The following is a 23,873-nucleotide window of genomic DNA, read 5'->3' on the forward strand; positions in this document are numbered from 1 at the left end:
CAAACTGCAGATAATCCGCAGTAGGCCCGGAGTTGTCGAAAGCGCCGGGACAAAGATTATGTTGAAAACCAAAGTTTCCTAGAGGATTTTCGTGGCCGGTGTCGAACTTGTAAATGCTAAGGAACTATTACGTGCCGCACAAGTGAAATCGGCAAGCTCCAATCTTTTTCAGCATTCGGCAAGCTATGACGAATATTCGAAGGTTTTTCACGCAATTGATACTGGCGACAAATAAGCTGCTACTACTTCAAACTGCTGGCAGCGCACGGCGGTTCTTTTTTGTCGAGCGCAGGCGCAGGCGGGCAAGTTCCGGGCGGCTAAGATCCGGGAAGCCGTTTACAGGCGTAATTTTCAGTCAGGATGTGATCGTGTGATCGAAATGCAAGATGTATGGAAAACGTATCCCGACGGGACCCATGCATTGAAAGGCATAAACGTAAAAATCGACGCCCACGAATTTGTGTATGTGGTAGGTCCCTCCGGTGCGGGGAAGTCCACCTTTATGAAATTGATTTATCGCGAGGAACGGCCGACCAAAGGCCATATTTTCGTAAACGGATTCAATCTGGAGAAGCTCAAGCAGCGTAAAATTCCGTATGTCCGCCGCAATATCGGCATCGTTTTCCAAGACTTCAAGCTGCTGCCGAAGTTGACGGTATACGAAAACGTCGCTTATGCGATGGAAGTGATCGAGGCTCCGAAGAAGCTGATGAAGAAGCGCACTATGGAGGTGCTGGAGCTGGTGCGCTTGAAGGACAAGGCGGGTTCCTTGCCGGGTCAGCTATCCGGGGGAGAGCAGCAGCGGGTCGCCATCGCCCGTGCCATCGTCAACAATCCCGCCGTCATTATCGCCGACGAGCCGACCGGAAATCTCGATCCGGATACGTCTTGGGGGATAATGAAGCTGCTCGAGGAGATCAACTTCCGCGGCGCGACGATCGTTATGGCGACGCATAACAAGGAGATCGTCAATACGATCCGCAAGCGGGTCATCGCGATCGAGAAAGGGAATATCGCCCGCGACCAGCTGAGAGGAGAATACGGCTATGAGGATTAGCACCTTCGCTCGGCACATGCGGGAAGGTGCCAAAAACGTCGCCCGCAACGGGTGGATGACGTTTGCCTCGATTAGCGCGATTTCCATATCGTTGTTCGTCCTTGGCATTTTTTTACTGCTGGCGCTTAATGTCAACCGACTTGCCGACCAGTTCGAAAGCCAGATTGAAATACGCGTCTATCTCGACGTAAGCGCGAGCGAGCAGCAACGTAACGCCGTACAACGGGACATTGCAGCCATACCAGATGTCAAAAAAGTGACCTTCGTCTCAAAAGAGGACGGATTGAACATATTGCGGGAGAAGATGGGGGCCGAAGGCAAAGACCTGCTCGAAGGCTTTGACGGAGACAACAATCCGCTGAACGATTCGTTTACGGTCGAAGTCACCGATCCGCGGCTCGTCGGCGAAGCGGCCGAACAGATCAAGGCCGCGGACAGCCGCAACAATCCGCCGCTTATTACGAAGATCAACTACGGCAAGGGAACGGTAGAGACGTTGTTCAAAATAACCGACATCGTCCGTAATGTAGGTCTCGTTTTCGTTCTGCTGTTGGCGTTTACGGCGATGTTCCTCATATCGAATACGATCAAAATTACAATCGTCGCCCGCAGGCGCGAAATTGGTATCATGAAGCTGGTCGGAGCCACAAACGGATTTATCCGCTGGCCGTTCTTCATTGAAGGCGCTTTGCTCGGACTGATCGGATCGGCAATCCCGGTTGCCGTTTTGTTATGGGGATATGCCGAATTTCTGAAGTATACGAAAGTTCCGCTCAGCCTGATGCTGATCCAGCTTATTCCGCTTCACGAGCTTGTGGTCATCATCCCGGTCATTTTGCTGGGCATCGGCATTATGATAGGCATCTGGGGAAGCTTGCTCTCCGTACGGAAGTTTTTGAAAGTATAGCCCGCTCCTAGAGGGTGAGGCGAATGCGTTACATACCGGTCCATTTTCCGAATGCCAAGGAGGAGTACCGCGCTTGAAAAAGTTGAAAAAATCGGCGATCGTCACTTGCGGATTAGTGCTGCTGCTTATGTCTGTTCCAAAACTTGGGAATGCTATGACCAATGCCGAAATCGACAAGCGGCTCAGTCAAATTCAGAAGATTGAAGCGGACAATGCCAAAAAGCAGCAGGAGAATGAAAAGCAGAAAAAGGAAATCGCCATTCAGAAGAAGCAGGAAGCAAACAATCTCGAGGAGATCAAAAAGCAGATCGAGGAGCAGGGCAAGCTGCTGAACGAGATTCAGGGACAGTTGCTGGCTTCGAAGGAGACGGTGAAGCAAACGAACGAGCAGCTTCAGGAGGCCGAGCAGCGGGTCGAGTCGCGCGATCAACTGCTGAAGAATCGGGTCCGTCTTATGTACACGAACGGCTTCGTTTCCTACATGGAGGTGCTGTTCGAAGCGACGAGCTTCAGCGATTTCCTGGACCGGTTCCACGCGCTGCAAGCGATCGTGAGCCAGGATAAGCAAATCTTGCAGGCGAACAAAAAGGATAAGGAATCGGTCGCCCAGAAAAAAGTGCAGGTGGAGGCCGAGCTCGTATCGATTCAGACGCACTACGCCGAAAGCGAGAAAATCAAGCTCGACATGCAGCAAAAAGAAAAAGAGAAGGAAACGGCGCTTGCTCTTCTCGCCAAGCAGGAGGAGCAGACGGAGCATTTTACCGAGGAGCAGGAAGAGTATGCCCGGAAGCTCGCGGATGAAAAGTCCAAGCTGTGGGCCGAGCGGCAAAAAAACGACACTAAAAACAAGCCGGCCGCCGTCTACACCGGCGGAGCGCTTACTTGGCCGCTTCCCGGCCGAACGACGATCTCATCCGGGTTTGTAAACCGGATTAACCCGGTTACGAAGAAGGCAGAAAATCATAAAGGCATCGACATTCCAGCTCCGGCGGGCACGCCGATTCAAGCGGCCGCGCCCGGCACCGTCATTATCGCCCAATGGATGAACGGCTATGGGAACTTGATCGTGATCGACCATGGAGGCGGACTGCAAACGTGGTACGGTCATGCGAAAAGCTTGGCCGTCGAGGAAGGCACTCAGGTAAAGACAGGCGACGTCGTGTCCTATGTGGGTTCCACCGGTCAGTCAACGGGCAACCATCTGCATTTCGAGGTGCGCAAAAGCAGTACGCCGGTCGATCCGATTCCATACGTATCGGCAAAGTAAGCTGTTAGGGCGCGTTCCAATAGTACCGCTTGTTTGCAGGCAAAGCGGTACTTTATTTTCGGTAAAGCTGCCTAATGATCCCGACTTCTTCATACAATAAAACGGCACGATAGACAAGCCAGTGAAGGCGGTGAAGATTTACTCATGTTTTGGAAAGGACGCAACCTATATATATTGCTCGCCTTTATCCTGCTTGCGATGTTTGCGAGCAGCGTGCTGACACTGACGATCGTGGGCCCTCTCTCGTTCGCGGAGCAAGGAAGCGGCGCGTCCGGGGGCAAGTCTGCGGCGGGCGGATTTACATCGCAGGAGCTCAAGAAGCTGTCCACGACGTATGAGCTCATCCAAAGTCAATATTTGCAAGAAGCGGACCGGACCAAATTGGTCGACGGGGCGATACGCGGGATGCTCGATTCGTTGAACGACCCGTACACGACCTACATGGACCAGAAGGAAGCCGAGCAGTTTAATGATATGCTAAGCTCCTCATTCCAGGGCATTGGTGCCGAGGTTTCGCTCGAGGAAGGCAAAGTGAAGGTCGTTTCGCCGATCAAGGGTTCTCCTGCCGAACGGGCGGGCATCCGGACGAACGACATTATCGTCTCGGTCAACGGAGAGAAGCTGGACGGGCTGACGCTCACCGAGGCGGTAATGAAAATCCGCGGCGCCAAAGGCTCGCAGGCGAAGCTGCAAGTGATGCGGGGCGGAGCCGAGCCGATCGATATCGTCGTCGTCCGCGACGACATCCCGATCGAGACGGTGCATTCGGAAATGCTCGAGGATGGCATCGGCAAAATCGAGGTGCGCGAGTTCGTGCAGAACACCGCCAAAGCGTTCAAGGAGCAGCTCAAAGCGCTTGAGGATCAAGGGATGCGAGGACTCATCATCGACGTGAGAGGCGATCCGGGCGGCATGCTGCAGGCGGTTGTCGAAATGCTCGAGCCTTTCGTTCCTAGCGGCAAGCCGATCGTTCAGGTGGAAGACCGGGCCGGCAAGCGCGAGCAGACGATATCCAAAGGCGCAAGCAAACCGTATCCGATCAGCGTCCTGATCAATAACGGCAGCGCCAGCGCATCGGAGATTATGGCCGGCGCGCTGCAGGAAGCGGCCGGCGCGAAGCTGGTCGGCGAGAAAACGTACGGCAAAGGCACGGTGCAGGTGACGTATCAGCAGGAGATGGGCGACGGCAGCAACATCAAGATGACCGTGATGAAGTGGCTTACGCCGAACGGCAACTGGGTTCACCAGAAAGGGATCGCCCCGGATCTTCCGGTCGATCAACCGGCGTACTTTAGAGCGTCCCCCATGTCGAAGAAGACAACGCTCAAAGCCGACATGCTGGGCGACGACGTCAAAAACTTGCAAATCATGCTCGAGGGGCTAGGCTTGTCGCCCGGACGCACCGATGGCTATTTCAGCGACAAAACGGCTCAGGCGGTCAAGAACTTCCAAACGAAGAGCGGACTGACGGCGGACGGCGAGGTCGATGCGAAAACCGCTCAGGCGATCGAGGATGCGATCACGAAGGAAATCCGCGATCCGAAAAACGACCTGCAGTTGAAGGCGGCTGTGGATGCGGTGAAAAAAGCGATTAAATTGAAGTAGCTAGCGATTGGTCTATGCGCCTGGCTGAATACGGCGGCGGAAAATCGTATTCGGCGGCAGGAAATCGTCCGCCTAGCGTCGAACCCATTAGGAAGGTCCGAATCATTCGGCCTTCCTTTTTTCTTTTATTTCGGCGTATTTGCAAAGGAGCGGGTTCGATGGAAATCGCCGCGTCATTGGCTCATAAGGCGCTTGCGGCTTTGCTGCAGCTTGCGGCACAGCCGTTTTATTATATCGGTATTTTGTTTGTTCTGCTGCAATACCGCAAACAAATCGTGCTGGAAAGGCAGCTGTTCTCTACGCGGCTGCACTCGATGCTCGATACGGCGTGGAAAACGGTGCTGTGGGGAATCGTAGCCGGTATGGCCGCCTCCTTCGTGATGGCGTTCATAGGCGCTACGGTGCCATTCGGCGCGATCCTCTGGATATGGGCGTTGTCCGCGCTGCTCGCGCTTTTTCGGGTTCGATTCATCTGCTTGGCCTATTCGGTCGGTGTCCTCGGTGTCATCAAGGCGATCCTGCTTACATTTCCGGCGCTCGCCCAGTTGGACGGAGTAGGCAAATGGCTCGCTCCTATCGACCAAATGCCCATTTCTTCCATGTTCGCTCTCGTCGGACTGCTGCACTTGCTGGAGGCGTTCTTCGTCTACAAGCAAGGGGCTGCGATGGCTATGCCTGTCTTTATCGAAGGGAAGCGGGGCAGGGCGATTGGCGGCTTCCAGCTTCAGATGTACTGGCCGGTACCGCTTCTGCTTTTAGTTCCGCTCCAATCCGGAGGCGTGAGCGCCGCTTTGCCGTGGACGCCCTTGTTCGGCGGGGAGATGTGGTCGGCGGGATGGACGTTTGCGGCGCTGCCGATTATGCTCGGTTTCTCCGATCTAACGACGACCCGGCTGCCCGTAGACAAGGCGAAGCGGAGCGCCGGTGGGCTGGCCTTGTACGCGCTGGCTGTCTTGGGACTGGCCGCCGCTGTCCAGCAGGTTTCCAATCTGACCATGATCTGCTCCTTGGCGGTTATAGGGCTGCATGAAGCGCTTATGCTATGGAGTAAATGGAGAGAGGCGGCAGTCCCTCCCTTTTATGTGCATAACGAGCAAGGTCTCAGAATTCTCAGTGTCTTGCCGGGCAGCCCGGCTGAGGAAATGGGGCTTATGCCGGGAGAAATCATCGACAAGGCCAACGGCGTCCCGGTAAGGACGAAAGATCAACTGCATGAAGCGCTGCGCACAACGGGGGCTTTCTGCAAACTGGAGGTCATCAACACGGATGGCCATACGAAGTTTGCGCAGCGGGCGCTGTATGCCGGAGAGCACCATTTGCTCGGTGTTTTGCTTGCCCCGGACGAGAATGCGAAGTATGTGCTGGTGCGGCGCAACATTCACTGGTTTTCCGCAGCGGGGCGACGCAAGTCCGCCCTTGCCTCCAGCAGCGACAAAGGCCGCAGCGTATGAAGCGATTTGCGGGCATAATGGGAAATAAGCTTCCGGACACCCTCATGGGAACCGGAAGCTTTTGCTTTTGGCGGCCGGCATCATCGGCAGCCTCATTTGTTTAACATATGGAATACTTGCTCTACGTCCTTGTCGCCGCGGCCGGACAAGTTGATGATGATGATCTGGTCGTTTGTCATGGTCGGCGCGAGCTTTTTCGCATAAGCGACCGCATGGGCGCTCTCGAGAGCGGGAATGATGCCTTCCGCGCGGGAAAGCTCCTGGAACGCCTCCAGCACTTCTTCGTTCGTTACAGTGACATACTCCGCCCGGCCGGTCGTTTTCAGGTAGCTGTGCTCGGGACCGATGCCGGGGTAGTCGAGTCCGGCGGCAATGGAATACGTAGGCTTCGGATTGCCGTTCTCATCCAGCAGCACCAGACATTTGAACCCGTGTATAACGCTCGGTACGCCTTGGGTCAAAGTCGGAGCCTGATCCGGCTCGACGCCGATCAGACGGACGGAGCTTTCGTCTAAGTAGTGGGCAAAGGCACCGATCGCGTTGCTGCCTCCTCCGACGCAGGCCAGAACCGCATCCGGAAGCCGACCTTCCTTCTCCAAAATTTGACGCTTCGACTCTTCGCTGACGACCGACTGGAAATGCTTGACCATCGTCGGGAACGGATGCGGCCCTACGGCCGAACCGAGCAAATAGAAGGTCGTTTTGTAGTTTTGCACGAGATCGTTCAGCGCTTCGTCGACGGCGTCTTTGAGCCGGCCTTGGCCTTTGGCAACCGGCACCACTTTGGCGCCAAGCAGTTCCATCCGGAATACGTTAAGCGCCTGTCGGCGCGTATCTTCGGCTCCCATATAGATGATGCATTCCATGTCGAACATGGCACAGGCGGTAGCGGTTGCAACACCGTGCTGGCCGGCTCCAGTCTCGGCGATAATGCGTTTCGCTCCCATCCGTTTGGCGAGCAGGATTTGACCGATAACGTTGTTGATTTTATGCGCGCCGGTATGGTTCAAGTCTTCGCGCTTCAAATATATTTTCGCGCCGCCCCACTTGGCGGTCAATTGCTGGGCGAACGTCAGCGGGTTCTCGCGGCCGACGTATTCCCGCAAGTAGTAGCGATATTCTTCGATAAATTCGGGATCGTCCTTATACTTGTAGAACTGCTCGCTCAAGTAGTCCATTACTTCTTGCAGATCGGGAGGGATGAAGCTTCCTCCGAATTCGCCAAAATACCCCGGTTGTACCGATTCTTCGCTCATAATAAGTTCTACCTCCGCAGTATTCTTACAGATTTGCCGTTTTCGCAGCTTGTCTCTATGATACAATGATTGATTGGTGTTGCGCTACATGGAATCGCTGCCGAATTCACGCAGCAATGCATGAAAGAACGATCCGGCGGGACGGTTTCGGGCCTTGGCAGAGCAAACGAAAAAACCGCGCCATAGAGGTACGGTCTAATAGGCGGTTATTGGGGACTGCCGGAACGCAGCACAACAATTTCGACGCGGCGATTTTTTTGCCGGTCCGCTTCCGAATCGTTCGGCGCAACAGGCTTCGTATCCGCATAGGCTGAGGAGATGAACGTATCCTGCGGCAGCTTGGCGCTATTAACGAAGTAACGGATCACGGAGACGGAGCGGGCTTGGGATAACCCCCAATTATCCTGATAAAGCGAACCTGTGGCAAGCGGCAGGTTGTCGGTATGCCCCTCGATGCTTACCTTGGTACTAAGCTTCGGAAACAGGCTGGCCAGCTTCTCCAGAACCGGGTAAGCGGCTTGTTTCAGCTCAGCCTTGCCGAGGTCGAACAGGAACAGGTCGTTCAGTGTGATCGCAATGCCCCTTGGCGTGTCGGAGGCGGAAACCTGGCCGTCCAGCTGATGCTCCGCGATGTACTCCTGAACCACCTTGAGCAGATTTTGCAAATCCTGCTCCTTCTTCTCCTGCTCGGCTTGGACGGATTCGTTCGGCTTAACCGTCTCCTGCTGCCTTTGCTGCTCGGTATCCCCGGTTGTCCGGCTTTCCTTCGGAATCGCTTCGCCCATAATGCCGGTACCCTTCGGAATAATCGACGGGCCGTCGGCAAATTGCACCTGCAAAGCTTTGGCCAAAGTTTCGTATTTGGCGACATCCACTTTGCTCATCGCATACATGATGACGAAAAAGATCATAAGCAGCGTAATCAGATCGGCGTACGTAATGAGCCAGCGCTCGCTGGATTGATGGGACTCGCTCTTCGCTTTACGTTTTCTCGCCATCGCCATCCGATTCCTTTCCGCTTTGCTGCCTTGTATCGATATGGAGGAAAGACTTCAGTTTTTTCTCGATAAGCTGGGGGTTTTCTCCGGCTTGCAGCGACAAAATGCCTTCCAGCATCATGTCCATCTCCGCGACGTGCTCTTCGCCGCGCGCCTTGATTTTGCTCGCAATCGGCAAATAAATGACGTTTGCGCTGGCAACCCCGTACAGCGTTGCCGTAAAAGCGACGGCGATTGCGCCCGCGAGCGATTCCGGATCGCTCAGATTGCTGAGCACGTGAATAAGCCCCATCACCGTGCCGATAATGCCCATCGTCGGAGCGTAGCCGCCGGCCGATTCGAATATTTTCGCGTAGCCCGCGTACAGCTTCTCTTTGGCCTCGATCTCTACCTCCAATATTTTGCGCAGCAGATCTTGATCGGTGCCGTCGACAACCATTTGCAGCCCGCTCTGCAAAAACGGATCGGGATGCTGCTGGGCACGGTCCTCGAGTGCCAGTACCCCCTCGCGGCGGGCGATGAACGCCATCTCGACCATTTCCTCTATCGTGGCGAGGGAATCGGTTTTCGGCTCGCTGAAGGCGAGGCGCAGCGCCTTCGGAATCTGCCTCAGCTGCGATTTCGGAAAGCTGACGAGCACCGCTCCGAACGTTCCGCCGAAGACGATGATGGCGGCGGTATAGACGATCAGGCCGCTGATGTGCCCGTCATCGAGCAGGAATCCGCCCACCAGCGCGGCCAGCCCGAGCACAATGCCGAGCAGCGTTGTTATATCCATAGCTTACGAGCCACACCCTTTGTTTGAAAATTTGCAACATTTCGGGAAAAGAGGTATAATGATGAGAACAAACATTCGGTGATCCCTGCATGTCATACCTTAATATCGGTCTGAGTCCGACGAACCAATAGAGACGAAAGACCCAAGAAGAGGGTTGAAAATGAGCGATATCGTACTTGAGAACAAACCGTTCCAGCTTGTTTCGGAATTCCAGCCGCAAGGCGACCAGCCCCGCGCGATCGAAGAGCTGGTGCAGGGTGTGCAGGAGGGCAAGCGGTACCAGACCCTGCTCGGAGCGACGGGTACGGGGAAGACATTTACGGCGGCGCAGCTTATCGCGCGGCTGAACAGGCCGACGCTGGTCATGGCGCACAACAAGACGCTGGCTGCCCAGCTGTGCAGCGAGTTTCAGGAGTTTTTTCCTAACAACGCCGTGTCGTATTTTGTCAGCTACTATGATTACTACCAGCCGGAGGCGTACATTCCGTCCAGCGATACTTATATCGAGAAAGATTCCAGCATCAATGAAGAAATCGACAAGCTTCGCCACTCTGCGACAAGCGCGCTGTTCGAGCGAAGAGACGTCATTATCGTAGCCAGCGTGTCCTGCATTTACGGTCTCGGTTCTCCGATAGAGTACGGGAACCTCGTCCTGTCGCTGCGCAAAGGCATGGAACGGTCTCGCAACGACATTTTGCATAAGCTTGTAGACATCCAGTACCAGCGCAACGATCTGAACTTCGTGCGCGGGACGTTTCGCGTTCGCGGCGACGTGATCGAGATTTTCCCGGCCTCGCGGGGCGAGCAGGCGATCCGCGTCGAGCTGTTCGGCGACGAAATCGAGCGGATGACCGAGATCGACGTGCTGACCGGCGAAATTATCGGGGAACGCGATCATGTGGCGATATTTCCGGCCTCTCACTTCGTTACCCGAGAGGAAACGATGAAACGTGCACTCGTAGACATCGAGAAGGAGCTGGAGGAGCGGCTCGAGGAACTGCGCGGGCAAGGGAAGCTGCTGGAGGCGCAGCGGCTGGAGCAGCGCACGCGCTACGACCTGGAGATGATGCACGAGATGGGCTTTTGCTCCGGCATCGAGAACTATTCCGGTCCGTTGACGTTCCGCGAGCGCGGAGCGACGCCATATACGCTGTTCGATTATTTCCCCGACGATATGCTTGTAATCGTGGACGAATCGCATGTGACGCTGCCGCAAGTCCGCGCCATGTACAACGGTGACAGAGCCCGTAAGGAAGTGCTCGTGGAGCACGGCTTCCGCCTGCCGTCGGCGCTTGACAACCGGCCGCTCAAGTTCGAGGAGTTCGAGGCGAAGGTGAATCAGGCGGTATTCGTTTCAGCGACGCCGGGCCCGTACGAGATCGAGCATTGCCCGGTCATGGTGGAGCAGATTATCCGGCCGACCGGGCTCGTCGATCCGATCATCGAGGTGCGTCCGACGAAAGGGCAGATCGACGACTTGATCGGCGAGATCAACGAACGCGTGGCGAAGGACGAGCGCGTGCTCGTGACGACGCTGACGAAGAAGATGGCGGAAGATTTGACCGACTATTTCAAGGAGCTGGGCATCAAGGTGCGCTACATGCATTCCGACATAAAGACGTTCGAACGGATGCAAATACTGCGCGATTTGCGGCTCGGCACGTTTCACGTGCTCGTCGGCATCAACCTGCTGCGCGAAGGCCTCGACTTGCCGGAAGTATCGCTCGTGGCGATTCTAGACGCCGACAAGGAAGGCTTTCTGCGCGCGGAGCGGTCGCTCATTCAGACGATCGGTCGGGCAGCCCGGAATGCGAACGGCCGCGTCATTATGTACGGAGACAAGCGGACCGATTCGATGGAGCGCGCCATCCGCGAGACGGAACGCCGCCGCGCCGTCCAAACCGAGTTTAACGAGAAGCATGGCATTACGCCGCAGACGGTGCAGAAGCGGGTTCGCGACGTCATCGAGGCAACGAAGGTCGCCGAGCAGAAGTCCGATTATTTGACCGGCGTGAAGGCGGAGAAGATGTCGAAGAAAGATCGCGTTTCGCTGATCGAGCGTCTGGAGGCGGAGATGAAGGAAGCGGCGAAGAGCTTGCAGTTCGAGCGGGCCGCCGAGCTTCGTGACGCCATACTCGAATTGAAGGCGGAATAACATAGATCGGCCGCTTGGACTTAAGTTAAGCATCTAAGTTCCAATAAGCGGCCTGTTCCGCGCTTTTGGGCGGACGTGCTATGATAGAAAGTATGAACCGTTTTACCCGGAAAGGATGATCTACATTGGCTCAGGACCGTATTGTCATTAAAGGAGCGAGAGCTCATAACCTGAAAAATATCGATGTCACGATACCGCGCGACAAGTTCGTCGTACTGACCGGATTGAGCGGCTCCGGCAAATCGTCGCTCGCCTTCGATACGATTTATGCGGAAGGTCAGCGCCGCTATGTCGAATCGTTGTCCGCCTACGCGAGACAATTTCTCGGGCAGATGGACAAGCCGGACGTCGATTCGATCGAAGGGCTGTCGCCCGCGATTTCGATCGATCAGAAGACGACAAGCCGCAACCCCCGTTCCACGGTCGGAACGGTTACGGAAATTTACGATTATCTAAGACTTATGTATGCGAGAATCGGCCGTCCGCATTGTCCCGATCATGGAATCGAGATTACGTCGCAAACAGTCGAGCAGATGGTCGACCGGATTATGGAATATCCGGAACGGACGAAGCTGCAAATTTTGGCGCCGATCGTCTCGGGCCGCAAGGGCGAGCATACGAAACTGCTCGCGGATATTCAGAAGCAGGGGTTCGTCCGCGTCCGCGTCAACGGTGAAATTCGCGATTTGTCGGACAAAATCGAGCTGGAAAAAAATAAGAAACATTCGATCGAAGTCGTCGTAGACCGGATTGTCGTTAAGAGCGACGTTCATGCCCGTTTGGCGGATTCGCTGGAAACGGCGCTTAAGCTTTCCGACGGCCGTGTCATCGTCGATGTAATGGAGCAGGAAGAGCTGATGTTCAATCAAAAGCTCGCTTGTCCGGAGTGCGGCTTCAGCATTGAGGAGCTTGCTCCGCGCATGTTCTCGTTTAACAGCCCGTTCGGGGCATGTCCCGATTGCGACGGCCTGGGCGCGAAAATGATCGTTGATCCGGACCTTCTCGTTCCGAATCAAACGCTGACGATCACCGACGGCGCCTTTGAAGCGTGGGCGGGCAGCACGTCCAACTATTACCCGCAGTTTTTGGCCGCCGTTTGCGAGCACTACCAGATTCCAACCGATGTTCCCATCTCCGAGCTGAACGCCGAGCATATGAAGAAAATTTTGTACGGCACCGGCGGCGAGAAGATCAAGTTCCGTTATGAGAACGACTTTGGCTTTACGAAGGAAGCGCTCGTGCCGTTCGAAGGCATTGTGCGCAACCTGGAACGGCGTTACCGGGAGACCGGCTCGGAAGGCATTCGCGAGCATATCGAGCAGTATATGTCGGCGAAGCCGTGCCAGGGCTGCAAAGGGCAGCGGCTGAAGCGGGAAAGTCTCGCGGTTACCGTTGCCGGCAAAAATATGGCGTTCGTTACGAGCTTGGCCATCGGCGAAGCTGCAAGCTTTTTCGGCCAACTGAGCTTGACCGAGAAGGAGCGTACGATCGCGAATCTCGTGCTCAAAGAAATCGAAGCGCGTCTCGGCTTTTTGGTTAACGTCGGTCTCGACTATTTGACGCTGAACCGTTCGGCAGGAACGTTGTCCGGAGGCGAGGCGCAGCGAATCCGGCTGGCGACCCAGATCGGTTCAAGCCTGATGGGCGTTTTGTACATTTTGGACGAGCCGAGCATCGGCCTGCATCAGAGGGACAATGACCGGCTGATCCAGACGCTTACGCATATGCGCAACCTCGGCAACACGCTTATTGTCGTCGAGCATGACGAAGATACGATGCTGGCCGCCGACTATTTGATCGACATCGGGCCGGGAGCCGGCATTCACGGCGGACAGATCGTATCGCAAGGAACGCCTGAGGAAATTATGAAAGATCCGAACTCGCTCACCGGACAATATTTGAGCGGCCGGAAGTTCATTCCTATCCCGTCTCCCCGCCGGAAGCCAAACGGCAAATGGCTGGAAGTGAAGGGAGCGAAAGAAAATAATTTGCGCAACGTTAGCGCCAAAATTCCGCTCGGCGTATTTACATGCGTAACCGGGGTATCGGGATCGGGCAAAAGTACGCTTATTAACGAGATTTTGTATAAGGCTCTCGCCCGCGACTTGAATAAGGCGAAGACGCGTCCGGGGGAGCACAAAGAAATTGCCGGCCTGGAGCACATCGAGAAAGTGATCGATATCGACCAGTCGCCGATCGGCCGCACGCCGCGCTCCAACCCGGCGACGTATACCGGCGTATTCGACGATATTCGCGATCTGTACGCCACGACCACGGAGGCGAAGGTACGCGGCTACAAGAAAGGCCGCTTCAGCTTCAACATCAAGGGCGGCCGATGCGAGGCATGCAGCGGCGACGGCATTATCAAGATCGAGATGCACTTTCTGCCGGACGTGTATGTGCCGTGCGAGGTTTGCAAAGGGAAACGGTACAACCGCGAAACGCTTGACATTAAGTACAAGGGCAAAAACATTGCCGAAGTGCTGGAGCTGACGATTGAGGACGGCTGCGAGTTTTTCCAGAACGTCCCGCGCATTCATCGCAAGCTGCAGACGCTGCTCGATGTCGGGCTCGGCTACATGAAGCTGGGGCAACCCGCCACCACCTTGTCCGGAGGCGAAGCGCAGCGCGTGAAGCTGGCAGCCGAGCTGTACCGCCGCAGTACCGGCAAGACGATCTATATTTTGGACGAGCCGACGACCGGGCTTCATATCCATGACATCGACCGGCTGCTTCATGTGCTGCATCGTCTGGTCGATAGCGGCGAAACGGTGCTGGTTATCGAGCACAACCTCGATGTGATCAAAACGGCCGATTATTTGATCGACTTGGGTCCGGAGGGCGGAAACCGCGGCGGTACGATCGTCGCAACCGGTTCCCCGGAGCAGGTGGTGAAAGTAGCGGAGTCGTATACGGGCAAATATTTGAAGCCGATTTTGGAGCGGGATCGTGCCAGAACCGAGAGTATGCAGCCATCCTCGCAAGAGCATGAGGATGCCGTCGTATAGGTGTGTTCCTATTCGCAGTCGTGCTTCAGGGAGCCGAGCCTCCGGGGTTAGCTTGGTGACAGGCTGATGCCCTGGGGGGCTTTCCCTGGTTATAAATATTAGAAGAGATGGACATCTTATACGTGCCGGGACAGGATGGACAAGTCCTGTTTAAAGTAATAAGTAAGCCGAGTTTCGGCTTAGCCATGGCCAATATCGGAGCAACAGCCTCCTATCGGCAACCGGAAATGGTGACAAACTTGTTAACATTCAAAAATTTGCTTGCAACGGTTGACTGGGCACGATAACATATATGAAGATGAGTACAAGTGTGCTGCAGGATTCCGGCCCTACCCATCAGAATCATGCGCGCAACCGAAAGTTGTAGACTATAAGCCATGTTTCCCTATTAAGGAGGTCCCAAGCTATGTTTTTGGCAGACGAAGCTGCTGCGGCAACTGCATCCAACTTCCACACATTTGACCTGTTCATGATTTTGTTCACGCTGTTATTGGTCATTGCCGTCGTAAGATCGGTTTCGGCAAAGGTAAAAAATAAATTTGCGATCGGGTTTGCAGCATTCAGCCTGTTCGTATTTATCGTGCTCGATATTTACATGGTCAAAGCATGGATGGGCTAAGCGCCATCTACATAGAGAGAACGAAACCCCCTTGCTGCTGAAGCAAGGGGGTTTTTCAATACGATTCGCATCATGTCACCAGTTGACGAGGCCTCTATATATACGCAGCACGACGTCCGAGTTGCCGCTGTAGACGATGACGGCGGCGGTGACGAGCAGCTGGGTCAAGGCGCAGCGGGCATAGAAGTAGGTACGCGAGACCTTCTTCCGGTTGACGAGCGACAGCTGGAGCAAGCTTTCCAGCGCCATGAGCACGCCATGATAGACCCCCCACAGCACGTAAAGCCACGTAAAGCCGTGCCATAACCCGATGCAAACCATTATGATTATGGACAGTCCGGCGGCGGCCCAGCGCGACGAGAAACGGCGGGAGAAGATCATGAAAATATGATCGCGGAACCAGTCGCCGAGCGTCGCGTGCCAGTTGCGCCAATATTGCGTAAGTGTCGGCGACAGGAACGGCTGCTTGAAGTTTTCCGGGATCATATAACCCATCAGCCGGCCGAATCCAATCGCAATATCCGAATAACCGGAAAAGTCGAAGTAAATGAGCGCATAAAACCAGATCATCAAAAACAAACTGTCGTATATTCGAAGCTCGTGATCCAGCACATTGTGAAAGACGGCGGTCATTCCCGCGACAAGCACGACCTTTTTGAACAGCCCGAGGATGACGCGTTTGATTCCGGCTTCGAAGTCGGCGGCGCTTACGGTGTAAGGCTTTTTGGAGTCCGCCAAAAAATCGCGGAACTTCAAGATCGGCCCCGAGGTAAACGTCGGGATAAACAGCAGGTAATTGACGAAATCGAGCAGCGGCGCTTTGACGTCCTTGCCCACGTAGTAGGCGAAATAATACGCGTCGATCACTTTAAGCACCGTATAGATGAGACCGAACAAATAAATCGCATCGAACAGCGGATGTTCGATTACGTTCATACCGAACAACCGGAGGCCGGCGACCGTTGCCACGTTAATCACGATAGCTGCGCCAAACAGCAGCCTGCGGCCTTTGGGAGCGTGGCATAGCCACAAATACCCCAAATAGTTGACCAGCACATAAACGGCCGAGAACAGAAACAGCTTCCGGCTGAACAAGTACAGGAAGAGGAGATTAAACACAAGCACGAGTATGCGTTTGTTCAGCGGCCATCGCCGCGTCAGCATCAGCACGATCACGATGCCGAGCAGCGCGGCCAGGGCGTGCAGATTCAACAAGTAAGACATGAGCGAACTCCTTTGGCAATAAGGCGCTTTCCAAAATGACGAACCGGCCGTTTAGGCAGAGAAAGCCGCCTAAGCGGACGATCAAAAGCCCTCATAAATAAACAGTCCCTTGCCGGTAAAACAGACGGCGACCAAAGCGAGCATGATCGCGTAGAGGAGAGCTTCTACCGCTTTTCGAAGGAACGCAGCCATCGGTCCACCTCCGCAGTAAATTTGGGCGCCCCGGTTTCCTGGTTCAGATGGACGAGATCGTGGAATTCGTCCGGCTTAAACGCGCCCGACAAATCGAGCACAGGAACGTCACGAGCCTTAAGCGTATCGTTCACGCGTTCTTTTAACGGTTTCCAATAGGGAGGCTCGGGATAAGCCGAATCGGGATTCAGCGGCATCCAGATGACCTTTAGCGGCAGCCCTTCTTTTTGCGCGAAGTCGATGACCCAGTCCAGAGCATCCAGATTATCTGTCATGTCGGCGAGTGTCATCCAGTTGTAATTGTCGTTGTAGCGCTGCCAATCTTTGCGCAGCTGATCCGCCGGCTCCCGTCCGAAGTACAGCTCCTTGTCGATCCATCTCGGCTCGAAGGTTGAGAAATCGAGCTTGCCTTGTTTGGCGGCGGCAAAGGCGTTATTCAGCCATTCCTTGCCGGCATCCTGAAAGTAGTCGCGGTAATGGAACAAATACGGGCTATACCACGGCCGGGTCCACGGAAAGCGGGGGTCGGTCTGCATCGCATCCAGCATCGTATGCACGTCAATGCCGATGACGAGCTGCCCTTGGGGCTCATAAAGACCCCGCCGCAAAATTTCCCGCAGATCGGTAATCTTTCCGTAGGACATCCCCATCTCGACGAGAGGTAGCTGCGCCTTCTGCTCCATATAAGCGCCTGTAACGGCAGAATTGCCAAAAAAAACGGGACCGGATCGATCCCAATCGTGATGAAACAACGTTTTCGTAAAATCGTCTTTTTCGAATCGTCTGGAGCCCGTCATCGGGTCCCGCCAGGCGACGAGAGCATCGATCAGCAGGAACAGGATAACGAGCATCAGCACGAAGCCGTTTTTTCTCACCAAAGACCCTAATCTCACGCAAATCACATCTTATCTCGATTTTTGTTGCCAAGCGGCGTATTGCTCGCGGAAAGCCGCAGGCCATCCTTCCTCGCGAAGCCCGAATTGGGCGAGGAACGCGAATACCCAGCGCTCCAGCCCGAAGCCGACGCAGCCCGTCGTAGCCGGACGTTTGCCCAGCTTGATATCGAAGGCCGTACCGAAGGCGGTGCTGTGGAAGTTGACGGAGCTACACGCGATCGATTTGTTTAGGTACGGAATCGTAAACCGCATTTCGTACTTCATTTCCTGATTGCGCTGAAACGATGCTTTTACTTGAAAATCGTTCGTGAAAAACGGATCGTTCGCATTTTCGATCAGGCAGTCGATCTCCCACTCCTGAGCCAGCTGCTTCAAATGCTCTACCGCTTTCATGCGGTTTTCGCGGACGAACTCGGGCTTGCCGACAAAGATGATCTCCCGCATGCTGAAATCGAGCAAACGGCCGAAGTCGGCATGATTTTTCGATTCGTACCGATGACATTTCGCCACCGCCGTCGCTACGATGCCGTCGCCCTCGAGCGTTTCTCCCTGCAGTCCTTCGTAGCAGTGATAACACGTAGAAGGATTCATCGCAAAACGCGGCTTCGGCATCGTCCGGTTCAAATCGAGCGGCGCCTCTTCCTTCCAGCCGCCCGCCTGGCGAACCGAGTCGGAGAACGACTCGATCACGTCCAGATCGTCGCGCAGATGGTTCAGGAAGTGGAGATGCTCCGGAAACGAGGTGAAATGATTCGTTTTATCGAGCGTCGAAAGATGGATGACGGCCGGATACGACTCTTCCTTCGCCCCGAACGCATCGGCGATGCGCTGCACGAATGTGTCGTCGAAAAAGCGAAGCAGGCTGGAAAACGGTTCACGGAAAATAAACAGTCCGGGCTCCAATATTTTGATCGTCTTCGTCTCCACCAGCTCGGCGATAATATCGCCACGGTATGGCATGCTGCCGCGATGCTCGAACAAAATATGCTCCTTGAAGCCGAAGTCGCCCTTGGAGAAACGTTCGATCAGCTTTTCGACGCCGGCGGCAATCTTCGCCCCCCCATCCGGATCGTGGTGAGCGATCGTGAGCGTACCGTCTTCCAGCCGGATATCGTCGATAAACTCGCTGACAAAGGCGGAGGCGTATTTCAGCTGGCCGTGCTGGTTTGGATCGAGTCTCTCCAACGAGAGCGTAAGTATGGTCGCGCTGTCCGTTTTCATGCCTGTCGTTACCTCCCCGTTTTTCCGGCGATAAAGGTGGCTATCTCTGTAATCGTATTAAGCGGATACAGCATAAGGTCCTGGTTCGTTACCTGGATGCCGTACGTTTTCTCGATATGCGCGATCAGCGCGGTAGCTCCGATCGAATCGATAAAGCCATAGTCGAACAGATGGACATCCGTTCCGAAATCGTCATCGTCGTCCGCGATTTCGTAGCGCTCGCGGATATGGCGCTCCAGCTCTTGTATGATCTCATCCATGCGAAGTTCTCCTTTGGGTACGAAAGTAGTCGGTTGGTACATTAATCGGTCGGCATTTTCACGGTTATCGTTACGGCTTCACCGAAATGGGTGACGGTGTACATATGATCCTGCGGATCTTGCTCGATCTTGAGATTGTCGCCCGTAATGTCCAGCGGCCGCGGCGAGTACAGCTTGATCTGCTGCATGCCGTCCGAGCCGGTGCGAATCGTCCACGCCGTCCCGCTATCCTTGATCTCGACAGGCACATTGGAGCGAACGAGATGGAACGGCTCGGCTCCCCAGTTTACGGAAACGCTTGTCAGACGGCGAAGGCCGAGTCCGATGTAGAGCTTCCGGTCTTTTTTCGTAAACACCGGGGAGTCGGTAGCGAATGGATAATTTGCATAAGCTTCGCCCGGCTCGAAAACGACGCCTGCCGTATCCCGGTATTCTGCGGCCAGACCTGGAACATTTCCGGTGTCGGCCGAGAGCGATAACGTCACGTGCAGGCCTCGTCCGAGCTTCGTTTTCAGCTTGTCGATCGCATAAGTCAGCCAAGGCCGCTCCACGCGGACTTCGGTTTTCATCGTGGCGAGGAACGAGCGGGCCATTTGCGGCTCGGACATGAAATTGTAGTCGTAATCGGAACGCAGCTTATCGAAAAAGCGCACGAAATCGGTCAGCATGGCCGTTTTGTCCGGATCGTCGTATTGGTACTCGATATGCTCGAAATAATCGATCGGCATGTCGAGGCTGGCGTACGACTTGTAAATATCGGTCGTATCCGGCTTCGAGCCGTCCGGCGACAAGGTGAACCTGAAGCCTGGCGCATGAAGCAGCATCGGCGATTGCAGCTTGTCGTCCTGAAGCAGGAACGGAAAGCTCCATAAAAATTCGCGGCCCCACTGCGGCTCCGTCGGGCTGTCTGACGGCTTAAAGCCGAAGTTGTACCAGATGTCGGCATTGTTTTCATTGCGAAGCGTTTGGAGCCGATCCACCTGATTGATGCGCCACGTATGCTGGTTTGTACCCGTCTTCGTCCATGGCAGGCCGAGCGCGGCGAACGACTTCCGCTGAAGCTGAAGCTCCAGCTTCTCCTGCTCGGAGCTGAGGAAGCTATGCACGTAGACGTGCGGGACGATCTCCAGCTTGTTCGTCCGGGCGTAGTCCAGAAATTCCTGAAGCTGCTTCTTATAAGGAAACGACGGATCGTCGATCGGAACCGGCTGGCTGTATTGCAGCTGGCCGACAAGCAAATCTTCCTTGCCGTCGTGATTCAGATCGGCCCATAGCGGTACTGAATATTGTCCGCCGACGAGCGCCTTCGAGCCCATCTGATTGTTCGTCGCGCCTTGAATCGGCCCTTTCAGCAGCCACGTTCCTTTGATCTGCTCATAGACGAGCAGATCGCCTTCATTGTTACCTATTACGAGATCAGCCTGCTTGTCTCCGTTCATATCGCGGATGGCGGGCGCTGCGTAGCCGGCGGTTATTTTGAATAACGGCACTGCTTTGCCGAATTGCATCGGCTTTCCGGGAAGGCCATAAAACGCCGTAAGCCCGCCGTCTTGATCGCCGACAACGAGGTCGAGCGTGCCATCTCCGTCGAGATCGCCGACAGCCGGAGCCGAATGGGAGCTAACCCGGATCGGCTGCCCGTCGGACAACAGCGGCACCGGCGGTGCGAAGACGCCTTTGCCCTGCTGCAGCAGGGCAACCACGGTTCCATCCGAGCTGCCTACGACGAGATCGGTGAGGCCATTGCCGTTAAGATCGGCGGTAGTTACAGTGGCGAAGCCCGCCCCCCGAAACGGCTGCCCGTTCGACAGCTTGAGCGCCTCTTTCGCCCCGAAGCCATCGGGGCGTACCGTTCCTTCCGGGACCATCTGTGCCGAAACCGATTGTCCAGTATTCGGATATTTATAGAGGCTGCCGTCGGCGCTGCCTACGATCAAATCTTTTCGGCCGCTGCCGGTTGTATCGATCAACGCCGGGTACGCCCGGTACGGCTCCTCGAGCTTCAAGCCGAGCTCGTTTTTGCCCGGATAGGCCGCTGCGGTCAAAGGGCTGCCCTCGCTCGTTATCAGCGTACCGCTTGAGTAAAACGAGTTCGGAAACTCGCCAACAAATTGCGGCTGTTCGGTTGAACCCGTGTTCAAATGTACGGTGACCCCTTCGTACCAATGGTGCCAGTCGAACGACGAACGGACGAGCGAGAACGAAGGCAGCTGGTTGTACGTCTTCAGCAGTTCGGCCCAGGCAATCCCTTCCTTGTGTTCAAAGGCGGGCAGCGCCTCAAAATGGTTTTGGTACGCCATCGCCGGACGGCCGTACGGACCGAACACCTTTTTCAGGCTATAACCGAACGTTTCCTTCGATATGTAAGATACATATTCGTTACGCAGCAAATGATTGGCTGTCGCGAAGGCGAAATGAAAGTAAGGCTCCTGCGGCAAACCGGTTTTAAATCCAAAGTAAGCCGAACGTCCGGGCTGCTTCAGCGACTCGTCGTGGAGCGCCGCCTTGGTTGGAAAGCCTTTGGCCGGGTCCATGCCGCTAAGCAGGTCGAAGCCGGTAATAAAATACCGGTTCGGCAGGAACGTACTGGCTGCGACGACGGAGCCTGAACCGAATCGGTTGACGGTGAACAGCGCTTGCCCGTTCATCGACACGATGGTTTCGGCTGTCGAAGGGACGACCGCTTGGCCCCAATCGAAGCCCGGCATCATATCGTCCATATTGTTCAAATAAGCGTGACCGGTAAAATTGTCGGCGAACTGCCGGTATACGTCTTGCATCCCTTGCAAGTTTCCGCGAACATGCGGATAATCAAACTTCGGCTTGACCTCTCCGTTTACCGGAGCGATAGCGGAAGCGCCGAGCAGAGACAGCGGGATGTCGCCGAGCAGTTCGTTCTCCACGAACAGATGCCCGCCTTGCTGGACATATTGCTCAATCTGGGGCAAAGCGCCGCGCAGCATGTCGCTTTGTTTCAACGAAACGTCCAAGTATACGGCGTCATACGACTTCAGCCGTTTCCCGTTTAGCTTGTCCAGCGGCAATCGGCTAACTTCGCTATTAGCCACGATCGACTGTTCGAAATTGGAATAGGCCGCCGGATCGAACGTGTTCCCATTGGTGGCGTACAGAAGCCGGACTTGTACCCGTTTGTGGCCGAATGCAAGCACGAGTACCGCGGCGAGCAGAACAATCAGAGCGATCCAGGCTGATTTTTTGCGTGCTGACAAAATAATCCCTCAGAACTTGTAAAGTAATAAATTCTCGATTGTGTGGCGGTATTTCTCCTAAAGGGCTAGTGCCATTATATCATTTTGAAAAAGGGTTGTTAAACATTTGACGAACGGGGGCGGAGAAAGTTGCCGAACGGTCTCCACTTTTATCGAAACATCCGATATAATTCGAAGCAAGAACATGTATCGGAGGAAAAGCCTGTGGAAAAGCGCGCGGTTGTTTGTTTGGGCGAGCTGCTGGTCGACTTCGTCCCGGAAGAGAACGGTCTTCCGCTATCGGAAGTGCAAACGTTCCGCAAAGCTGCCGGAGGGGCTCCGGCGAACGTTGCGGCGGCCGTGGCGAAACTCGGCGGGAAGTCGCGATTCATCGGCAAAGTCGGCCGGGACCCGTTCGGAGAGTACTTGCGTGCCGCTCTGGCGGAAGCGGGGGTGGAGCCGGCGCTTGTCGAAACGGACGAAGCGCGGACCGGTCTCGCGTTTGTCTCGCTGAAGGAAAACGGCGAGCGCGATTTCCTTTTTTATCGCGAGCCGGCTGCGGATATGCTGATGCGCAAGGAAGAGGTGGAAGAGGCATGGCTGCAGGATGCTGCCGTCTTCCATTTCGGCTCTGTGTCGCTGATCAGCGAGCCGAGCCGAATGGCTACGCTTGATGCGGCGAGACGGGCGAGGGTACACGGTGCGATCGTCTCCTACGATCCGAACGTCCGTCTCCCGTTATGGAGAAACGCGGATTTCGCACGAAGGATCATCGTCGATCAGTTTCCGTTCGCAGACATTGTGAAGGTGAGCGAGGAAGAGGTGGCTTTTCTATACGGCGAAGGCGTCTCGCTCGAGAAGGGCGCCAGATTGATTCTCGGCGCCGGGCCGCGGTGCGTCGTGGTTACGCTGGGCTCCGCCGGCTGCCGCTTGTTTACGTCATCGGGCGAAGTAACGTCGCCAGGGATATCCGTCCAAGCGGTGGATACGACGGGGGCGGGAGACGGCTTTGTCGGAGGTCTGCTGTACCGGCTGGCGGCTGACGGGGTGAAAGCGTCCCGGCTCGAAGAGGCGTTCGCCGATTCGGCGTTTGCAAGCGGTGCGCTCCGCTTCGCAAACGGCATCGGAGCGCTGACGACGACGAGGCGGGGAGCGATTCCGGCGCTGCCGACAAGGGAAGAAGCGGAGCGTGAGCTCGCAGGGGAGGCGTGAGCGGCATTGGCGAACCTATTTCTCATCTCCGATCATCATTTTGGACATCGGCCTATCATTGATTTCGAATCGAGGCCGTTCGCAAGCGCGGAGGAAATGACCGAGACGATGATTGCGCGGTGGAACGCCGCCGTCGGCAAGGACGATCACGTGTTCCACTTGGGCGATTTTTCGTTCCTGAACAAGGAGAAGACGAGTGCGATCGTGGAACGGCTGAACGGGCGCAAAACGCTGATCATGGGCAATCACGACCGGGGCCGATCCCGGTCTTGGTGGCTGGATGCGGGGTTCGGCGAAGTTAGCGAGCATCCGATCGTTTACGGGGGCTTCTTCTTTTTGTCGCACGAGCCGATGTACATAAACAAGCATATGCCCTATGTGAATGTTCACGGGCATATTCACGGTCAGAAATATGAAGGAACCCAGTATATCAACGTTTGTGTGGAGCATTGGGATTATACGCCGGTTTCTTTTGAAGAGATCAAGCGGATGGTCGTTCCGAATGAGGAACAGTAGCAGGGATGGGGCGTGCAAATCGGACCGGTTTGCGCGTCTTTT

The 23,873-nt window shown here is 55.3% G+C and carries 18 protein-coding genes; 10 read left to right on the top strand and 8 right to left on the bottom strand.

The genetic code is table 11. The annotated features are described in order from the left end of the window. The first annotated feature begins 370 nt into the window (after positions 1–370). The 5 genes from ftsE (at position 371) to D7M11_RS22780 (ending at position 6,287) form a co-directional block, all read left to right on the top strand. Positions 371–1,057, top strand: coding sequence for a cell division ATP-binding protein FtsE (gene ftsE, locus D7M11_RS22760; RefSeq protein ID WP_120749564.1), 687 nt, complete (start codon positions 371–373; stop codon positions 1,055–1,057). Beyond that, on the top strand, positions 1,047–1,964 hold the full coding sequence (gene ftsX, locus D7M11_RS22765) for a permease-like cell division protein FtsX (RefSeq protein ID WP_120749565.1): 918 nt from the start codon (positions 1,047–1,049) through the stop codon (positions 1,962–1,964). Before ftsE ends, ftsX begins: the two co-directional genes overlap by 11 nt. Before the next feature lie 73 nt (positions 1,965–2,037). Further along, positions 2,038–3,231 carry a murein hydrolase activator EnvC family protein gene (locus D7M11_RS22770; protein WP_120749566.1) on the top strand — a complete coding sequence of 398 codons (1,194 nt, stop codon included), beginning with the start codon at positions 2,038–2,040 and terminating at the stop codon, positions 3,229–3,231. A 144-nt stretch (positions 3,232–3,375) separates the two neighbouring features. Continuing rightward, positions 3,376–4,836, top strand: a complete 1,461-nt coding sequence (locus D7M11_RS22775; protein ID WP_120749567.1) for a S41 family peptidase — start codon at positions 3,376–3,378, stop codon at positions 4,834–4,836. 158 nt (positions 4,837–4,994) lie between these two features. Further along, the gene (locus D7M11_RS22780) at positions 4,995–6,287 is read left to right on the top strand and encodes a PDZ domain-containing protein (protein ID WP_158606779.1); all 1,293 of its coding nucleotides are present in this window, start codon (positions 4,995–4,997) and stop codon (positions 6,285–6,287) included. A gap of 92 nt (positions 6,288–6,379) precedes the next feature. On the opposite strand, the gene trpB is transcribed toward D7M11_RS22780, so the two are convergent. The 3 genes from trpB to D7M11_RS22795 all read right to left on the bottom strand — a co-directional run bounded on the left by trpB (position 6,380) and on the right by D7M11_RS22795 (position 9,319). After that, entirely contained in the window at positions 6,380–7,543 is a 1,164-nt protein-coding gene (trpB, locus tag D7M11_RS22785; protein ID WP_120749569.1) for a tryptophan synthase subunit beta, read from the bottom strand. Between the two features lie 206 nt (positions 7,544–7,749). Beyond that, positions 7,750–8,541, bottom strand: a complete 792-nt coding sequence (locus tag D7M11_RS22790) for an OmpA/MotB family protein (RefSeq protein WP_120749610.1) — start codon at positions 8,539–8,541, stop codon at positions 7,750–7,752. Next, positions 8,525–9,319, bottom strand: a complete 795-nt coding sequence (locus tag D7M11_RS22795) for a flagellar motor protein (protein WP_120749570.1) — start codon at positions 9,317–9,319, stop codon at positions 8,525–8,527. The genes D7M11_RS22790 and D7M11_RS22795 overlap by 17 nt, the downstream gene beginning before the upstream one ends. Before the next feature lie 160 nt (positions 9,320–9,479). Between D7M11_RS22795 and uvrB the strand changes: the two genes are divergently transcribed. From uvrB to D7M11_RS22815, 3 genes are all read left to right on the top strand, one after another. After that, positions 9,480–11,474, top strand: a complete 1,995-nt coding sequence (gene uvrB, locus D7M11_RS22800; protein ID WP_120749571.1) for an excinuclease ABC subunit UvrB — start codon at positions 9,480–9,482, stop codon at positions 11,472–11,474. A 125-nt stretch (positions 11,475–11,599) separates the two neighbouring features. Continuing rightward, on the top strand, positions 11,600–14,482 hold the full coding sequence (gene uvrA / locus D7M11_RS22805; RefSeq protein WP_120749572.1) for an excinuclease ABC subunit UvrA: 2,883 nt from the start codon (positions 11,600–11,602) through the stop codon (positions 14,480–14,482). A gap of 406 nt (positions 14,483–14,888) precedes the next feature. Further along, positions 14,889–15,101 carry a hypothetical protein gene (locus tag D7M11_RS22815; RefSeq protein ID WP_120749574.1) on the top strand — a complete coding sequence of 71 codons (213 nt, stop codon included), beginning with the start codon at positions 14,889–14,891 and terminating at the stop codon, positions 15,099–15,101. A 75-nt stretch (positions 15,102–15,176) separates the two neighbouring features. Here D7M11_RS22815 and D7M11_RS22820 read toward each other — a convergent pair whose 3' ends face one another. The 5 genes from D7M11_RS22820 to D7M11_RS22840 form a co-directional block, all read right to left on the bottom strand. Beyond that, positions 15,177–16,325: an MBOAT family O-acyltransferase gene (locus D7M11_RS22820; protein ID WP_120749575.1), complete on the bottom strand. Its 1,149-nt coding sequence runs from the start codon at positions 16,323–16,325 to the stop codon at positions 15,177–15,179. Positions 16,326–16,489: 164 nt separating this feature from the next. Then, positions 16,490–17,392 carry a type 2 periplasmic-binding domain-containing protein gene (locus tag D7M11_RS22825; RefSeq protein WP_240041259.1) on the bottom strand — a complete coding sequence of 301 codons (903 nt, stop codon included), beginning with the start codon at positions 17,390–17,392 and terminating at the stop codon, positions 16,490–16,492. 30 nt (positions 17,393–17,422) lie between these two features. Next, entirely contained in the window at positions 17,423–18,634 is a 1,212-nt protein-coding gene (locus D7M11_RS22830) for a hypothetical protein (RefSeq protein ID WP_120749576.1), read from the bottom strand. Between the two features lie 8 nt (positions 18,635–18,642). Continuing rightward, the gene (locus tag D7M11_RS22835; RefSeq protein WP_120749577.1) at positions 18,643–18,894 is read right to left on the bottom strand and encodes an acyl carrier protein; all 252 of its coding nucleotides are present in this window, start codon (positions 18,892–18,894) and stop codon (positions 18,643–18,645) included. Positions 18,895–18,935: 41 nt separating this feature from the next. Next, on the bottom strand, positions 18,936–22,124 hold the full coding sequence (locus tag D7M11_RS22840; protein WP_240041260.1) for an FG-GAP repeat domain-containing protein: 3,189 nt from the start codon (positions 22,122–22,124) through the stop codon (positions 18,936–18,938). A gap of 204 nt (positions 22,125–22,328) precedes the next feature. On the opposite strand from D7M11_RS22840, the gene D7M11_RS22845 reads away from it, so the two are divergent. Both D7M11_RS22845 and D7M11_RS22850 read left to right on the top strand, forming a co-directional pair. Continuing rightward, complete coding sequence (locus D7M11_RS22845; protein ID WP_158606780.1) at positions 22,329–23,315, top strand: PfkB family carbohydrate kinase; 987 nt, start codon at positions 22,329–22,331, stop codon at positions 23,313–23,315. Between the two features lie 6 nt (positions 23,316–23,321). Further along, positions 23,322–23,831 carry a metallophosphoesterase gene (locus tag D7M11_RS22850; protein WP_120749579.1) on the top strand — a complete coding sequence of 170 codons (510 nt, stop codon included), beginning with the start codon at positions 23,322–23,324 and terminating at the stop codon, positions 23,829–23,831. The last annotated feature ends 42 nt before the right edge of the window (positions 23,832–23,873 follow it).

The organism is Paenibacillus ginsengarvi, from assembly GCF_003626695.1.
GTDB classification, from domain to species: Bacteria; Bacillota; Bacilli; order Paenibacillales; family NBRC-103111; genus Paenibacillus_AB; species Paenibacillus_AB ginsengarvi.

Coding starts and splice junctions, on each gene's coding strand:
- ftsX (WP_120749565.1), top strand. CDS start 1,047: ATGAGGATTAGCACCTTCGCTCGGCACATGCGGGAAGGTGCCAAAAAC.
- D7M11_RS22775 (WP_120749567.1), top strand. CDS start 3,376: ATGTTTTGGAAAGGACGCAACCTATATATATTGCTCGCCTTTATCCTG.
- D7M11_RS22780 (WP_158606779.1), top strand. CDS start 4,995: ATGGAAATCGCCGCGTCATTGGCTCATAAGGCGCTTGCGGCTTTGCTG.
- trpB (WP_120749569.1), bottom strand. CDS start 7,543: ATGAGCGAAGAATCGGTACAACCGGGGTATTTTGGCGAATTCGGAGGA.
- D7M11_RS22790 (WP_120749610.1), bottom strand. CDS start 8,541: ATGGCGAGAAAACGTAAAGCGAAGAGCGAGTCCCATCAATCCAGCGAG.
- D7M11_RS22795 (WP_120749570.1), bottom strand. CDS start 9,319: ATGGATATAACAACGCTGCTCGGCATTGTGCTCGGGCTGGCCGCGCTG.
- uvrB (WP_120749571.1), top strand. CDS start 9,480: ATGAGCGATATCGTACTTGAGAACAAACCGTTCCAGCTTGTTTCGGAA.
- D7M11_RS22815 (WP_120749574.1), top strand. CDS start 14,889: ATGTTTTTGGCAGACGAAGCTGCTGCGGCAACTGCATCCAACTTCCAC.
- D7M11_RS22820 (WP_120749575.1), bottom strand. CDS start 16,325: ATGTCTTACTTGTTGAATCTGCACGCCCTGGCCGCGCTGCTCGGCATC.
- D7M11_RS22830 (WP_120749576.1), bottom strand. CDS start 18,634: ATGAAAACGGACAGCGCGACCATACTTACGCTCTCGTTGGAGAGACTC.
- D7M11_RS22835 (WP_120749577.1), bottom strand. CDS start 18,894: ATGGATGAGATCATACAAGAGCTGGAGCGCCATATCCGCGAGCGCTAC.